Raw genomic sequence first — 15,299 nt, 5'->3', positions numbered from 1 at the left:
TACGAGGATGTTGTATGACCTTATCCCTGCCCCACCACTACCGCGAGATCCTCAAGGGCCTGGGCGAAGACCCGCAGCGCGAGGGCCTGCTCGATACGCCCAAGCGTGCCGCCAAGGCCATGCAGTACCTGTGTCATGGCTATGAGCAGAATCTGGAGGAAATCGTCAACGGCGCGCTGTTCGCGTCCGACAATGACGAGATGGTGATCCTCAAAGACATCGAGTTGTACTCGCTGTGCGAGCATCACTTACTGCCCTTCATCGGCAAGGCCCATGTGGCCTATATTCCGACCGGCAAGGTGCTGGGCCTGTCAAAACTGGCGCGCATTGTCGACATGTTCGCCCGGCGCCTGCAGATCCAGGAGAACCTCACGCGGCAAATCGCCGACGCCATCCAGGACGTGACCCAGGCCGCCGGCGTGGCGGTGGTGATCGAAGCCAAGCACATGTGCATGATGATGCGCGGCGTGGAGAAACAGAATTCAACCATGAACACCTCGGTGATGCTCGGCGCCTTTCGCGAGTCGAACACCACCCGCATGGAGTTCCTGCAACTGATTGGACGGAGCAAGTAGCAATGCCACAACTTCAACCAGGCATGGCGCGTATCCGGGTCAAGGACCTGTGCCTGCGCACCTTTATCGGCATCAACGAGGACGAAATCCTCAACAAGCAGGATGTGCTGATCAACCTGACCATCCTGTATGCCGCCCAGGAAGCCGTGCGTGACAACGACATCGACCACGCCCTGAACTACCGCACCATCACCAAGGCCATCATCGCTCACGTCGAAGGCAATCGCTTTGCCCTGCTGGAGCGCCTGACCCAGGAATTGCTGGACCTGGTGATGAGCAACGAATCGGTGCTGTACGCCGAAGTCGAAGTGGACAAGCCCCACGCGCTGCGCTTTGCCGAGTCGGTTTCGATAACGCTCGCGGCGAGCCGCTCAGCCTCAAGCGATAAGCTTAAAGCCACAAGTTAAAGCCAGCCTCATTCCAACTTGCAGCTTTAAGCTTACCCGCTTGAAGCTGTCTCGAAGAGACCGCCATGACCGACCAACAACGCCTCGAACTCGAAGCCGCCGCCTTTCGCCGATTGGTGGCCCACCTGGACAGCCGCAAGGATGTGCAGAATATCGACCTGATGAACCTCGCCGGCTTCTGCCGCAACTGCCTGTCCAAGTGGTACAAGGCCGAAGCCGACGAACGCCAGATCGAGGTCAGCCTCGATGACGCCCGTGAAGTGGTGTACGGCATGCCGTACGCCGAGTGGAAAGCCCAATACCAGCAAGAAGCCAACGCAGACCAACAGGCCGCGTTCGCCAAAGGCAACCCCCAGGCTTAGGCGCTAAGCCCTCGCGACGTGGGGCCAGCCCACGGGAAAAACCAGGAAAGCAAAAGCATGCAGATTCAAACCTTTGATACTGCGGATGTGGATCAGCAACTGGCGATTTCCGGCTGGCAGGAGCACTACCAGCAAATGTCCCCAGGGTATTTTCGGGGCAAAGTTGTGTACATGCAGTTGGACGGCATCGAGGTGTATGAAGAGCAGATGAACACGCGGGTAGAGCAGCATTTCCATGCGCCCGCCGGTTCATTGGTCTTCAGTTTTGATACCGGTGACGGATCGCTGTACCTGCTCAACGAGGATAGCCAGAACACCTGGGTGACCCCGCAAAACTATAAAGAAGTCGCGGTGGTGATCGGCCCTCAATACCTCAAGCAACTTGATTGCCTGAACTTGAGCAGCCTGGATGGCATGCTCCTCAAGCAACTTGATTGCCTGAACTTGAGCAGCCTGGATGGCATGCTCCTCACCCCGCTGGTTTCCCGGCAGAGCCAGGTTTTTGGCCACTGGTTGAGCAGTACGCTTCAACGGTTGGCAGTGGGGCAATCCCCGGTGCCTGAAGAAGGGCTGGCACAACAGCTGGTCGACGATTGCCTGTATATCCTCGATTGCCCGAGCCAGACGCCAGACCTGGCAAGCCTGAAACACCGAGCCCATGACCGCCGTCTTATCCAACGGGTTTTCGACCTGGTCATGGCCAGCCCGCAAGAACACTTCAATGTATTGCAACTGGCCAACGGCGCCGGGGTGTCTGTTCGTCAGTTGCAACAACGCTTCACGTCTTCTATCGGTGTATCACCCAGCCAATGGCAGCGGTTACGCCGATTGAACTTTGCCCGCCGCGACTTACTGCGCAGGGTGCCAGCAGAGACGACCGTGGCGGAAGTCGCCATGCGCTGGTCATTCTGGCACCTGGGCCGTTTCTCCCAGGCCTATTACCAGCTTTTTGGTGAACTCCCCAGCCGCACACTCTTACGTCCCCGCTGAATCGGCCCCCAAGCGCTTGCGCACCAAAATGAGGCTCGCACGCAAGCGTAAATCGGATAGAGGCCAGCCTCCTTGCCCCCGCATTATCGACTTCAAACAAGGAACCGAGCGTTCGCCGGCCATTGATGTGCTGCGTCGCTAAAACCTCAATAGAGCAAAACCAATAAAAGGACCTTTGAATGAAGCGATTTACCTCCTGTGTTCTGGCCGCGATGTTAACGGTGCCCTCACTGCAGGCCATGGCAGCAGCCGATCTGGTATTCACCAATGGCAAGGTTTTCACCGGTGTCCCCGGCCAAGCGCTGGCTCAAGCCTTGGCGGTGGAAAATGGAAAAATCCTCGGCGTCGGTAGCGACGCGCAGATCAATGCCCTCGCCGATGCCAACACTCAACGGTTCGACCTTGCGGGCAAGGTATTGATGCCCGGCATGATTGATACTCACAGCCATCCGGTGTCTGCAGGTCTCGCGAGCCTGGGCGCCAACTTGCTGGATGAAGAAAAGCCATTGCCCGAGCTTGAGCAATGGATCATCGAGCAAGATAAGGCAGGCCGGGCGAGATCCGGGGACGTCATCTTAATTGCCGGCACCAGCTCGGCCTATTGGGATAAAAGCCGCGAACTGGGCAAGATCTTCAACCAGGGCCGCTGGGCCGATCAACCGCTGGTGCTCAGTGGCATCGACGGCCACACCGGCTGGGCCAACAACGCGATGCTCAAGCGTGTGAAAGTCGATGCAGCACTGGTAAAAGGCCTGCCTGCGAACGAGCGTGACTACATCGGTCACGAAAACGACTTCACCCCCACCGGTTATTTTGCCGAATCTCGCTGGGATCAGGTCCGCAATAAGGTTCCTGCACCGAGCAGAGAGACCATGCTCAAGGCCGCCCGCGAAGCGGTGAAGGTCAACAATGTTATGGCGTCACCGCGTGGATGGATGCGGCATCAAATGCCGGCAATGGCGACTCGCTGTTCGACTTCACCGCCACGGAGCAGAGCTACGGCGTGCTGCCGTTCTACCGCGAACTGGCCGAGATGGGCGAACTCAGTGCCCACGTCGCCGCCTTGATGCTCACCAACTCCAAAAGCAAGCCGGCCGACCTGGAAGTCGTGGCCAAGGTGATGAAAAAATTCGAGGGTGTGCCCAACCTGACATTCCCCGGCATCAAGATCTTTGCTGACGGCATCATGGAGTTTCCAGGGCAGACCGCAGCGGTCATCGTCCCCTACAAAAACACTAATAAACGCGGTCAGTTGCTGATCGATCCGAAGCATTTCGGTGAGTTGGTGGTGGCTGCAGAAAAGCGCGGCTGGATCATGCATGTGCACGCGGACGGTGACCGTGCCGTACGTGAAGCCCTCAATGGCGTTGCTTATGCGCGCCGCCTCAACCCGACGCCTGTGGCCCATAGCCTCGCCCACTTGCAAGTGGTCGATCCAGAAGACTTCCCTCGCTTCAAGCAACTGGGGGTCATTGCCTCCATGCAATTGCTGTGGGCCACCAGCGAGAGTTACACCGAAGAACTGGTCAAGCCTTACATCACTACGTCTGCCTACGATCACCTGTACCCCGCCAAATCCCTGCATGACGCGGGTGCAACCATCGCGGGCGGCAGTGACTGGCCCGTCTCTGGCCCCAACCCGTGGAATGCCATTGCTCAGGCCAGTACGCGTAAGGGCCCATTGGGGGTGCTTAACGCCAAGGAAAGCCTTGATCGCCAGACCATGTTCTACGCCTACACCCTCAATGCCGCCAAAACCCTTCGTCTGGATCAACAGATCGGCTCGCTGGAACCCGGTAAGCAGGCTGACCTGATCGTCCTTGATCGCGATGTGTTCAAGGTCAGTGACGACGAGCTCTTCGAAACCAAGGTCCTGAACACCTTCTTCTCCGGCAAACAGGTTTACGCCCCCGGCGCCTGACTCACTCGCTCAATATTACGCAAACACCTGACGCCGCTCCCAGAGCGGCGCTGGGCACGGTCGCGCCTGGAATAACTCACACACTCATAACAATAAGAGACTCCTATGAACGCACTTTCCGTCTTCATGCTAGCAGCGCTCGCCTTGACGCCCCTGATCAACGCTCAAGCCGTCGAGCTCAACGACAGCTTCGAGCTCATCATCAACCCCGCGCTGGTCAGCGACTATCGCACCAGTGGTATCTCGCAAACCCTGGGTGACCCTGCCGCACAACTGGGGATTACCCTCAACCACGCCAGTGGTTTGTACGCCGGCGTCTGGACCTCGAATGTCGACTTTGGCAATGGCTCCAAAACGCGCCAGGAAATCGAATATTTCGCCGGCTACTTTTGGCAAATCCATGACCGCATCAGCCTGGACAGCTTCTACACGCAGTATGAATACCCGCGCGAAAGCGATTACAACCAAGGCGAAATCAAGACTGTCCTTGATGTTTACGGCGTTCTGCTCGGTGGCAAATACGTGCGCAACATGAAAGGCCCTGACTACGAGGATGAACATGGCGAGTTCCACAAGGGTAAACAAGACGAGGACTTGTCATCGTGGTTCATCGGTTACCACACCGTGCTGCCCGCAGAGGTCGGCCTGGAAGCTCGCTATGAATACGTCGACTACAAAGACGATGTATTTTTCAGTAACAACGGTAACGGCCGTGCCGATTATCACAACTGGGAAATCAAGCTCAGCCGCGAGTTGGTCGGCGTTAACTGGTCGCTGAGCTATATCGACACCGACCTTTCGAAAGCCGAATGCACCAGCTTTACCGGCTTCGATAACCTGTGCAGCGCAACAATAGTGGTCGGCGCGAGCAAGACGTTCTAACCCGCCCGTCAGCTTGCATGTGGTTCGAAATAACCCTGAAAAAGTTACTATAGGTAATCTCACCTACACCCGTTAAGAAAGAGCCAGAACCGATGACAGATTTGAATACCCTGCGCGCCAACCTCAACAGCGGCGAACATGTCTTTGCCGACACCCTGGCCTTTATCGCCGCCGGTTACGACTACCAGCCGCAAGCCTTCACCAACGGCGGTGTGGAAAATGCCGCCGGGCAAAATGAAGGCTCGTGCAAGACCTTGGGTCTGGCACTGCTGGAAGGGTTAAGTGATCAGGAAGCACTGCTGGCGTTTGGTGAGCATTACCGGTCGGTGGTGGCCACTCCGGACGGCAGTGACCATGGCAATATTCGGGCACTGATTGCCCATGGGTTGGCCGCAGTGAAATTTGCTGAACAGCCTCTGACCCGCCGCTGATTGCATAGCCGACCCCGCTCAATGTGGGAGCCGGGCTTGCCGTAATGCCTGTAGGAGCGAGCTTGCTAGCGAAAAACTTACAGGCGCCGCGTTCATTCAGCAAGCACGCGTTATCGTTGACGTTTTTCGCGAGCAAGCTCGCTCCTACAGAAAGCGATGACCGCTTAACTGACCGGTAACCACGATGCGAAGCGAGCCGCTCTTGATCTGCTTTTGATCTTAGGCGCCCCGTTAAACCACGCTGGCCGGAATTCGACAGGGATTTGGGGGGTAAACCGGCAGGGATGCCGGTTTAGCCGCCCCGCGCCATGGATGGCGCGTGGCGGCGGCCCCCCAAATCACTGGCAGATTACGGGCACACCGAGCCTAAGCGAGGTGCCGAGTGGTGGGGCAAGAGCCCTTTTGGTTACTTTTGGCTGGACCGGCATTCCGGGCTCTTTTCCAAAAGTGACCCGCTGTCAGAGCGGAACCCTAAGCGGCCGTTACCGCAGCAATGGATATGTACACAATCCAACTGTGTTGACTGCCAGGCCGCCTTCGCAGACAAGCCAGCTCCCACATTTGTTTAGCGGTGTAGGTTAGATCGCAGGCATAAAAAAACCGGCTTTCGCCGGTTTTTTTGAGTCAACGGGTTTAGAACGAAGCGTCCTTCAAACCGTCGAGGTAACGCTCGGCATCCAGGGCCGCCATGCAACCGGCGCCGGCCGAGGTGATGGCCTGGCGGTAAACGTGGTCTGCCACGTCGCCGGCAGCGAAGATACCTTCGATGTTGGTCGCAGTTGCATTGCCTTCGCGGCCGCCCTGCACCACTAGGTACCCGTCTTTGGCTTCCAGCACGCCTTCGAACAGTGAGGTGTTCGGAGTGTGGCCGATAGCGATGAACACGCCGTCGACTTTCAGCTCGTCGAAACTGCCGTCGTTGTTTTTCAGACGGGCACCGGTCACACCCATGTTGTCGCCCAGGACTTCATCCAGGGTGGCGTTGAGCTTGAGGATGATCTTGCCTTCAGCGACACGGGCGTGCAGCTTGTCGATCAGGATCTTCTCGGCGCGGAAGGTCTCGCGGCGGTGAACCAGGGTCACGGTGCTGGCGATGTTGGCCAGGTACAGCGCCTCTTCCACGGCAGTGTTGCCACCGCCGACCACGGCAACCGGCTTGTTGCGGTAGAAGAAACCATCGCAAGTGGCGCAGGCGGAAACACCCTTGCCCATGAACGCTTCTTCCGACGGCAGGCCCAGGTAACGCGCACTGGCACCAGTGGCAATGATCAGTGCGTCGCAGGTGTACACACCGCTGTCACCGGTCAGGCTGTAAGGCTTTTTCGAGAAGTCGACCTTGTTGATATGGTCGAAGACGATCTCGGTTTCAAAGCGCTCGGCGTGCTCTTTCATACGTTCCATCAGCACCGGGCCGGTCAAGCCGTGGACATCGCCCGGCCAGTTGTCGACTTCAGTGGTGGTGGTCAATTGGCCACCCGCCTGCATACCGGTGATCAGCAGCGGCTTGAGATTGGCTCGGGCAGCGTAGACGGCAGCGCTGTAACCGGCAGGGCCGGAACCGAGAATAATCACTCGGGAATGACGGGTATCAGACATGACTCACTCCTACCGACCGCCCGGACCACAGGGCGGCGGGAATAAAAAAGGACCGCGAAGCACTTGGGGAAGGCTTTGACTCGCCAGGTCCTGAAAAATAATGGGTGCAGCGTATCGAGGGGGGCAAGATTAAGGAAATACGCAATAACAATCCAGCTCATAGGTGTTCTCTATGCGTGCAATCAAGCTAATCGACACCTTTGTAACCCTGGATGTCGCCTACCTGCCCGCGCTTTCACATCAGGTGCAAAGCCGGTAAGGTCGGCGCGTTCGCCATTTTGCTCGGAGTACCCCATGCCCGCCCCTGCTCTTTCCGGCCCGCAATACCTGCGTGAAGGCCTCAAACTGGTGTTGAGCCCAGGCCTGCGCCTGTTTGTGCTGTTGCCGTTGGCGATCAACCTGGTGCTGTTCGTCGGATTGATCTATTTCGCCGGCCATCAGTTCAGCCTGTGGGTCGACAGCTTGATGCCGACGCTGCCCCACTGGCTAGGCTTTTTGAATTACCTGTTGTGGCCGCTGTTTGTCGTGCTGGTGGTGCTGATGGTGTTTTTCACCTTCACCATGCTCGCCAATATTATCGCCGCGCCGTTCAACGGGTTTCTCGCCGAGAAGGTCGAGGTCGTGGTACGTGGCACCGACGACTTCCCGCCGTTCAGTTGGGGTGAGCTGGCTGCCATGGTCCCGCGCACCCTGGCGCGGGAGATGCGCAAGCTGGGTTACTTCCTGCCACGTGCCATCGGCCTGTTCATCCTGTCGTTCATCCCGGTGGTCAACCTGATCGCGGCGCCGTTGTGGCTGCTGTTTGGCGTGTGGATGATGGCGATCCAGTACATCGACTACCCGGCCGACAACCACAAGCTGGGCTGGAACGAAATGCTCGCGTGGCTGCGCCAGAAACGCTGGCAGAGCATGAGTTTTGGCGGCATTGTCTACCTGGTACTGCTGGTGCCGGTGGTCAACCTGTTGATGATGCCAGCGGCGGTGGCCGGGGCGACGTTGTTCTGGGTGCGGGAGCAAGGCGCCGAGGCGATGGCGCAGCCGGCGGTGGCCAAGTCATAAATCCATCATCGCCCTGACACAATGACGACATGGCCCACGCAGACACTGTGGGTCATGACGACAGCCTCGCTTCACATCACCCTCATTACCGAAACCTTCCCGCCGGAAATCAACGGGGTGGCCAATACCCTTGGCCGCCTGTGCGAGGGTTTGCGTTCACGCGGCCATCAGGTCGAGCTGGTACGCCCACGCCAGAGTGCCGACCAAAACCGCTCCAGCGACGATGAACTGTTGCTGTGCCGCGGCTGGCCACTGCCGGGCTATCCAGGCTTGCAATGGGGCCAATCGTCAATGCGCAAGTTGCTGCGCCGCTGGACGCGGCAACGCCCGGATGTGCTGTATATCGCCACGGAAGGGCCGCTGGGGCTCTCGGCGCTGCGCGCTGCGCGGCGCCTGGGGATCGGCGTAGTCAGCGGCTTTCATACCAACTTTCAGCAGTATTCGAACCAGTATGGCTTGAGCCTGTTGAGCCGCGTGGTCACCCATTACCTGCGCTGGTTTCATAACCGCTCGAGCCTGACCCTGGTACCGAGCGCCAGCCAGCGCCTGGAGCTGGAGCGCCGGCATTTTGAGCGTCTGGATATGTTATCCCGGGGTGTCGACAGCCAATTGTTCCACCCGGCCAAACGCGATAACGCCATGCGTGAAAATTGGGGGTTGGAGAACCACGATATTGCTGTGCTGCATGTGGGACGCCTGGCCCAAGAGAAGAACCTGAGGCTGCTCAAGCGCTGCTTTGATGCCTTGCAGGCTGCCTATCCAATGCGGCGGATGAAGCTGATTGTGGTCGGTGATGGCCCCCAGCGCTCGTCGATGGAACACGATTTGCCCGATGCAGTGTTCTGCGGAACGCAGCGCGGCGAAGAGCTGGCAAGGCATTACGCCTCAGGGGATTTGTTCCTGTTCCCCAGCCTGACCGAAACCTTCGGCAATGTGGTGCTTGAAGCGATGGCGTCTGGCCTGGGCGTGGTGGCTTACGACCAGGCCGCCGCGAGCCAGCATCTGCGCCATGGCTATAGCGGCGCACTGTCGATGCCTGGGGATGAAGACGCATTTTGCGACGCGGCCATCTGGCTGCTGGAGGAGCGCGAAACGTTGCGCAGAGTGCGCTTGAACGCCCGACAACATGCCAGCCGTCAGGGCTGGCCGGCGATTATCGAGCAGTTCGAGCGCCAGTTGCGCGGGGTATGCGAGGACGGCCAACCGGTGCCCGCCCTCTTACCGCTCACACCAGAGTCATCAACGCCTCACGACTGAAGGGCAAGATGTCACTCTCGCGCCCTTCGCGCACCTTCACCGCCCAATCCGGGTCCACCAGCAAGGCACGGCCCACTGCCACGAGGTCGAACTCATCGTTGTTCAGGCGCTCCAGCAGTTTCTCCAGGCTGGCAGGCTGGGCAACTTTGTCGGTGTTGACCATGAACTGCAGGAACTCGCCATCCAGGCCCACGCTGCCTACCGTGATGGTTGGCTTACCGGTTAGCTGACGCGTCCAACCGGCGAGGTTAAGGTCGGAGCCTTCAAATTCCGGCTCCCAGAAACGACGTGTGGAGCAGTGGAAAATATCCACGCCAGCGTCAGACAGTGGCTTGAGAAACTCACCCAACGCCTCAGGGGTTTGCACCAGGCGCGCGGTGTAGTCCTGCTGCTTCCACTGGGAGAAACGCAAGATGATCGGAAAGTCCGGGCCGACAGCGGCGCGGGTGGCCTGGATCAGCTCAATGGCGAAGCGCGAACGGTTGGCCAGGCTGCCACCGTATTCGTCGGTGCGCTGGTTGCTGCCTTCCCAGAAGAACTGGTCCACGAGGTAGCCGTGGGCACCGTGGATTTCCACGCCGTCCATGCCGATGGCCTGGGCATCCTTGGCGGCCTGGGCGAAGGCGTTGATCACGTCCTTGATGTCCTGTTTGGTCATGCCGTGCACAACGACATTGCCGTCCTTGAGCTTTTCCATCGGGCCATAAGCCGGCACGCTGGCATCAGGCTCAGTGCCCATACGGCGCACACTGCCCACATGCCACAGCTGCGGAACAATCTTGCCGCCTTCGGCGTGGACTGCATCGACCACTTTCTTCCAGCCAGCCAAGGCGGCTTCACCGTAGAAATGCGGCACGTTGGGGTAGCCATTGGAGGCTGGGTGCCCGACCACGGTGCCTTCAGTGATGATCAAGCCCACACCGGCAGCGGCACGGCGGCGGTAGTACTCAATGACTTTGGAATTGGGTACGCCGCCAGGGGAGAACGAGCGGGTCATGGGCGCCATGACCACGCGGGTCGACAGTTGCAATGCACCGAGCTGGAAGGGTTTGAACAAGGCTTGGACGGGCATGGAACGCTCCACGGGAGAGTGAATTTATGATGCGGATAATATGGAGAGCCTGCAGCGCTGAGTAGCACTATTGATCTAAATGATTAAGGAGTAAAAGCGGGACGCGGAGCGCCCAGGGTGGCATTCCCACGCAGAGCGTGGGAACGATCAACGATCAACGCAGAGCGTAGGAACGATCAGGCCTTCACTGACGTCAGCTCAAGGCTTTTTCGATGGCCTGGATGATGGAGGGGTCTTCCGGGGGCGTGCGTGGTGAGAAGCGCGCAAGTACACGGCCATCCTTACCCAACAGGAATTTCTCGAAGTTCCAGGTGATATCCCCGGGGAATTCAGCGCCCTCGCCCGCCAGCAAACGGTACAACTGGTGCCGATCAGGCCCGTTGACCTCGATCTTGCTGCCCAGTGGAAAGGTCACGCCGTAGTTCAGGCTGCAGAACTGCTGAATCTGCTCCTCGGTGCCCGGCTCCTGGCCTGCAAACTGGTTGCATGGCAAGCCGAGCACTGTGAACCCTTGGTCCTTGTACTGCTGATAGAGGTTTTCCAACGCCGCGTATTGCGGGGTCAAACCACATTTGGACGCAACATTGACCACCAGCACAACTTGGCCCTTGAAAGGCGCCAGCGGTAGCGCTTGTCCGTCCAGGGCTTTGAGTTTCAGATCGTGGAAAGCACTCATGACGAACTCCAGATATCCCATGTTCTTTGCATTGCAGCCCTTCGGAGCTTACAACCGGCAAAGCTGCAATCATAGACGCCGGTGACAAAACTCGCCTGCAGGTTACTGAGCGGTCGGCCAGGGCAGAATCGGAATTGCCGTCACCGCATTCTGCGGGCTGCCTTCGATCAAACGGTCGCTATAGACCAGATACACCAGGGTGTTGCGCTTCTTGTCAAGGAAACGCACCACCTGCATGGTCTTGAATACCAGCGAGGTGCGCTCCTTGAACACTTCGTCGCCGTCCTTGAGCTCACCCTTGAAGTGGATCGGGCCCACCTGGCGGCAAGCGATCGAGGCTTCGGCACGGTCTTCAGCCAGGCCCAGGCCGCCCTTTACCCCGCCGGTCTTGGCACGCGACAAGTAGCAGGTCACGCCATCGACCTTGGGGTCGTCAAACGCTTCAACCACAATCCGGTCGTTGGGGCCGACGAACTTGAACACCGTCGACACCTGGCCGACTTCTTCGGCCGAAGCCAGCAGCGGTATGGCCAACAGCAGGCCGAGCAATCCCTTCATCACGCGCATCGTGTATTTCCTATGGTTAAACCAGGATCAGGTTGTCGCGGTGAACCAGTTCCGGTTCCGCCATATAGCCCAAGAGTCCGACAATGGCGTCGGAAGATTGTCCAATAATCTTCTGTGCTTCCAGGGCGCTGTAATTGGCCAGGCCGCGCGCAATCTCGCGACCGTCTGGCGCAACGCACACCACCATCTCGCCACGGCGGAAGCTGCCCTGCACCAACTTCACACCCACCGGCAGCAAGCTCTTGTTGCCTTGGGACAAGGCCGATACGGCCCCCGCATCCAGCACCAGCGTGCCACGGGTTTGCAGGTGCCCGGCCAACCATTGCTTGCGCGCCGCCAGCATGCCGCGTTCCGGCGACAGCAGCGTACCGATGCGCTCACCGGCCTTGAGGCGATCAAGCACGCGCTCCAGGCGCCCGCCGACGATGATGGTGTGGGCACCGGAACGCGCGGCCAGGCGAGCGGCGCGCAGTTTGGTCTGCATGCCGCCACGGCCCAGGGCACCACCGACACTGCCGGCGACCGCATCCAGCGCCGGGTCGTCGGCGCGGGCTTCATAGATAAGCTGGGCATCGGGGTTGTTGCGCGGGTCGGCGTCGAACATGCCATCGCGGTCGGTGAGGATCACCAACAGGTCAGCCTCTACCAGGTTGGCCACCAGGGCGGCCAGGGTGTCATTGTCACCGAAGCGGATTTCGTCGGTGACCACAGTGTCGTTCTCGTTGATGACCGGGATGACCTTGAGCTCCACCAGCGCGCGCAAGGTGCTGCGGGCGTTGAGGTAACGCTTGCGGTCGGACAGGTCGTCGTGGGTCAGCAACACCTGCGCCGTGTGGCGGCCGTGCTCGGCAAAGCTGGACTCCCAGGCTTGCACCAGGCCCATCTGGCCGATGGCGGCAGCGGCTTGCAGTTCATGCATCGCGCTGGGTCGCGCGGTCCAGCCGAGGCGGCTCATCCCGGCGGCAACCGCTCCGGACGACACCAGCACCAACTCAACGCCTGCTTCATGCAAGGCCACCATCTGCTCGACCCAGACGCTCATGGCTGCGCGATCCAGACCTTTGCCATCCGCCGTCAACAGCGCACTGCCGATTTTCACGACCCAGCGCTGCGCACCTGTCACTTTGCTCCGCATCATCTTCAACCTTAGAGTGAGGGCCGCGCGACCCAGCGCTGCCCATAACGTTATACCCGGATACCAAAACGCCGCTCCAGAGAGCGGCGTTCAAGTTTATCGCAACGGATCAGTCACGCACGTAAATGATTTCCGGACCGTCTTCATCATCCACGTCTTCTTCGTCCCAATCATCGTCGCCGATGTCGTGGACCGACTTCACGCCGCTGCGGCGCAGAGCACGCTGGTCGTCCAGGGCCTGCAACTGGGCGCGGGCTTCGTCTTCGATCTGCTGGTCGAGTTCGGCGAGTTCGGCCTTGTACACCGGGTCGGCCGCCAGGCGGTCGGCACGGTCTTCCAGGTAACGCATGATGTCGCGGGTCAGGCGCTCGGTGCCTTCTTTGGCGATGGCCGAGATGACGTAGACCGGACCTTCCCACTCCAGGCGATCAACGATCTCCTTGACGCGCTCTTCGTGCTCTTCTTCAAGAATCTGGTCGCACTTGTTCAGTACCAACCAGCGATCGCGCTCGGCCAGGGCCGGGCTGAACTTGGTCAGCTCGCTGACGATGACTTCGGCGGCGTCTGCGGCGCTGGTGTCATCCAGCGGCGCCATGTCGACGAGGTGCAGCAGCAAACGGGTGCGGGACAAATGCTTGAGGAAGCGAATACCCAGGCCCGCGCCGTCGGAAGCGCCTTCGATCAAGCCAGGAATGTCGGCGACTACGAAGCTTTTCCAGCGGTCGACGCTGACCACGCCCAGGTTTGGCACCAGGGTGGTGAACGGGTAGTCGGCGACTTTCGGCTTGGCAGCCGACACCGAGCGAATGAACGTACTTTTACCCGCGTTCGGCAGACCCAGCAGGCCCACGTCCGCCAGTACTTTCATTTCCAGCTTCAGGTCGCGCTGCTCGCCCGGCTTGCCCGGCGTGGTCTGGCGCGGTGCACGGTTGGTACTGGACTTGAATCGGGTGTTACCCAGACCGTGCCAACCGCCCTGCACAACCATCAGCTTCTGGCCGGCCTTGGTCAGGTCGCCAATCACTTCCTGGGTCGCAGAGTCGATGATCGTGGTGCCGACCGGTACGCGCAGTACCAGATCTTCACCTTTTTTACCGGTGCAGTCGGTGCTGCCGCCGTTGGAGCCACGCTCGGCATCGAAGTGCCGGGTGTAACGGTAGTCGACCAGGGTGTTGAGGTTTTCGTCGGCCATCATGTAGATGGAACCGCCGTCACCGCCGTCACCGCCGTTTGGACCACCGTTTTCGATGAATTTTTCGCGACGGAAACTCATGCAACCGTTACCGCCGTCGCCTGCTTTTACTCGGATGGAAACTTCATCAACGAACTTCATAACAAAACGCCTCTCGCCGCATGGACGAGCTTAAGAAACCAAGACATAAGACTCTTGCAAAAATGAGCGCAGCGACCTCAATCAGCGACCGCAAACCTGCGCCTGAGCTCATCACAAACAGCTTTGCAAGAGACTCACTCCACAAACGAAAAAGCCCCGTCGCAAGACAGGGCTTTTCCAGCGATCTCGCAATTAAGCTGCGACAACGCTCACGTAACGGCGGTTGAACGCGCCCTTTACTTCGAACTTGATCACGCCTTCGATTTTAGCGAAGAGGGTGTGATCTTTACCCATGCCAACACCGTAACCGGCGTGGAATTGGGTGCCGCGCTGACGCACGATGATGTTGCCCGGAATGATTTTCTGGCCGCCATACATCTTCACGCCAAGGCGTTTGGCTTCTGAGTCGCGACCGTTACGGGTACTACCACCAGCTTTTTTGTGTGCCATGAGTCAATTCTCCTAGTGAGGAATTAGGCTGAAATTAAGCCTGAATACCGGTGATTTTGATCTCGGTGTACCACTGGCGGTGGCCCATACGCTTCATGTGGTGCTTACGACGACGGAACTTGATGATGCGGACTTTATCGTGACGACCTTGGGAGATCACTTCAGCCACAACGGTAGCGCCAGCAACAACTGGAGCGCCGATGTTCACGTCATCGCCATTGGCGACCAACAGAACGCGATCAAAAGTAACGGATTCGCCAGTAGCGACTTCCAGTTTCTCGATCTTCAGGTATTCACCTGGGGCGACTTTGTATTGCTTGCCACCAGTAACAATTACTGCGTACGACATGGTATTTCTCCGATAATCCTGCTCACCCAGCGCTTTATAAGAAGAGGTATTGGCTGGCATGGCTGCATGGGATGGACGTCCCGAATGCAATTGCGTAAGGCAGGTGCTGCCCAGGAAGTTCAGGGTGCGCGATTGTACGCAAGCTATGGGAGGCTTGCAAGGGGCCGTCTATCGCGCCTTGACACCCGGGGGTCAGGGTCCTAGCATGCCGCGCAACCCTTCTGGAGCGACTGTCGC

General features: G+C 58.9%; 16 protein-coding genes and 1 pseudogene. 9 read left to right on the top strand and 8 right to left on the bottom strand.

Annotation, left to right across the window (positions count from 1 at the left end):
* Window positions 1-14: 14 nt before the first annotated feature.
* The 7 genes and pseudogenes from folE (at window position 15) to HU730_RS26310 (ending at window position 5,568) form a co-directional block, all read left to right on the top strand.
* Window positions 15-575, top strand: a complete 561-nt coding sequence (gene folE / locus HU730_RS26340; RefSeq protein WP_003194072.1) for a GTP cyclohydrolase I FolE — start codon at window positions 15-17, stop codon at window positions 573-575.
* A gap of 2 nt (window positions 576-577) precedes the next feature.
* Entirely contained in the window at window positions 578-982 is a 405-nt protein-coding gene (gene folX / locus HU730_RS26335; RefSeq protein WP_034128742.1) for a dihydroneopterin triphosphate 2'-epimerase, read from the top strand.
* 65 nt (window positions 983-1,047) lie between these two features.
* A complete protein-coding gene (locus HU730_RS26330) occupies window positions 1,048-1,344 on the top strand; it encodes a DUF1244 domain-containing protein (RefSeq protein WP_060765096.1) in 297 nt (98 codons plus the stop codon).
* Window positions 1,345-1,401: 57 nt separating this feature from the next.
* A complete protein-coding gene (locus tag HU730_RS26325) occupies window positions 1,402-2,334 on the top strand; it encodes a helix-turn-helix domain-containing protein (RefSeq protein ID WP_186527657.1) in 933 nt (310 codons plus the stop codon).
* Between the two features lie 179 nt (window positions 2,335-2,513).
* A pseudogene (locus HU730_RS26320) lies at window positions 2,514-4,255 on the top strand (amidohydrolase).
* A gap of 105 nt (window positions 4,256-4,360) precedes the next feature.
* Window positions 4,361-5,137 carry a TorF family putative porin gene (locus HU730_RS26315; protein ID WP_060765093.1) on the top strand — a complete coding sequence of 259 codons (777 nt, stop codon included), beginning with the start codon at window positions 4,361-4,363 and terminating at the stop codon, window positions 5,135-5,137.
* A gap of 92 nt (window positions 5,138-5,229) precedes the next feature.
* The gene (locus HU730_RS26310; protein WP_060765092.1) at window positions 5,230-5,568 is read left to right on the top strand and encodes a HopJ type III effector protein; all 339 of its coding nucleotides are present in this window, start codon (window positions 5,230-5,232) and stop codon (window positions 5,566-5,568) included.
* A 633-nt stretch (window positions 5,569-6,201) separates the two neighbouring features.
* On the opposite strand, the gene trxB is transcribed toward HU730_RS26310, so the two are convergent.
* Window positions 6,202-7,164, bottom strand: coding sequence for a thioredoxin-disulfide reductase (gene trxB / locus HU730_RS26305; protein ID WP_003194076.1), 963 nt, complete (start codon window positions 7,162-7,164; stop codon window positions 6,202-6,204).
* 294 nt (window positions 7,165-7,458) lie between these two features.
* Between trxB and cysZ the strand changes: the two genes are divergently transcribed.
* Together cysZ and HU730_RS26295 are read left to right on the top strand one after the other, a co-directional pair.
* The gene (gene cysZ, locus HU730_RS26300) at window positions 7,459-8,223 is read left to right on the top strand and encodes a sulfate transporter CysZ (protein WP_054896976.1); all 765 of its coding nucleotides are present in this window, start codon (window positions 7,459-7,461) and stop codon (window positions 8,221-8,223) included.
* A gap of 54 nt (window positions 8,224-8,277) precedes the next feature.
* The gene (locus tag HU730_RS26295; RefSeq protein ID WP_034128746.1) at window positions 8,278-9,480 is read left to right on the top strand and encodes a glycosyltransferase family 1 protein; all 1,203 of its coding nucleotides are present in this window, start codon (window positions 8,278-8,280) and stop codon (window positions 9,478-9,480) included.
* On the opposite strand, the gene HU730_RS26290 is transcribed toward HU730_RS26295, so the two are convergent.
* From HU730_RS26290 to rplU, 7 genes are all read right to left on the bottom strand, one after another.
* Entirely contained in the window at window positions 9,449-10,552 is a 1,104-nt protein-coding gene (locus HU730_RS26290; RefSeq protein ID WP_034128747.1) for an NADH:flavin oxidoreductase, read from the bottom strand. The genes HU730_RS26295 and HU730_RS26290 overlap by 32 nt on opposite strands.
* Window positions 10,553-10,745: 193 nt before the next feature.
* A complete protein-coding gene (locus HU730_RS26285) occupies window positions 10,746-11,228 on the bottom strand; it encodes a glutathione peroxidase (RefSeq protein ID WP_054896977.1) in 483 nt (160 codons plus the stop codon).
* Between the two features lie 102 nt (window positions 11,229-11,330).
* Complete coding sequence (locus tag HU730_RS26280; protein ID WP_089042353.1) at window positions 11,331-11,795, bottom strand: CreA family protein; 465 nt, start codon at window positions 11,793-11,795, stop codon at window positions 11,331-11,333.
* Window positions 11,796-11,811: 16 nt separating this feature from the next.
* The gene (gene proB / locus HU730_RS26275) at window positions 11,812-12,930 is read right to left on the bottom strand and encodes a glutamate 5-kinase (protein WP_019817476.1); all 1,119 of its coding nucleotides are present in this window, start codon (window positions 12,928-12,930) and stop codon (window positions 11,812-11,814) included.
* A 109-nt stretch (window positions 12,931-13,039) separates the two neighbouring features.
* Entirely contained in the window at window positions 13,040-14,263 is a 1,224-nt protein-coding gene (gene cgtA / locus HU730_RS26270) for an Obg family GTPase CgtA (RefSeq protein WP_003194084.1), read from the bottom strand.
* Between the two features lie 192 nt (window positions 14,264-14,455).
* A complete protein-coding gene (rpmA, locus tag HU730_RS26265; protein WP_003176049.1) occupies window positions 14,456-14,713 on the bottom strand; it encodes a 50S ribosomal protein L27 in 258 nt (85 codons plus the stop codon).
* Window positions 14,714-14,747: 34 nt separating this feature from the next.
* The gene (gene rplU, locus HU730_RS26260) at window positions 14,748-15,062 is read right to left on the bottom strand and encodes a 50S ribosomal protein L21 (RefSeq protein WP_007950961.1); all 315 of its coding nucleotides are present in this window, start codon (window positions 15,060-15,062) and stop codon (window positions 14,748-14,750) included.
* Window positions 15,063-15,299 lie beyond the last annotated feature (237 nt).

It is taken from the genome of Pseudomonas sp. SWRI22 (assembly GCF_014268395.2).
GTDB lineage: Bacteria > Pseudomonadota > Gammaproteobacteria > Pseudomonadales > Pseudomonadaceae > Aquipseudomonas > Aquipseudomonas paracarnis.
The sequence above is the reverse complement of the archived record's forward strand: the minus strand, read 5'-3'. Positions and strand labels throughout refer to the sequence as shown.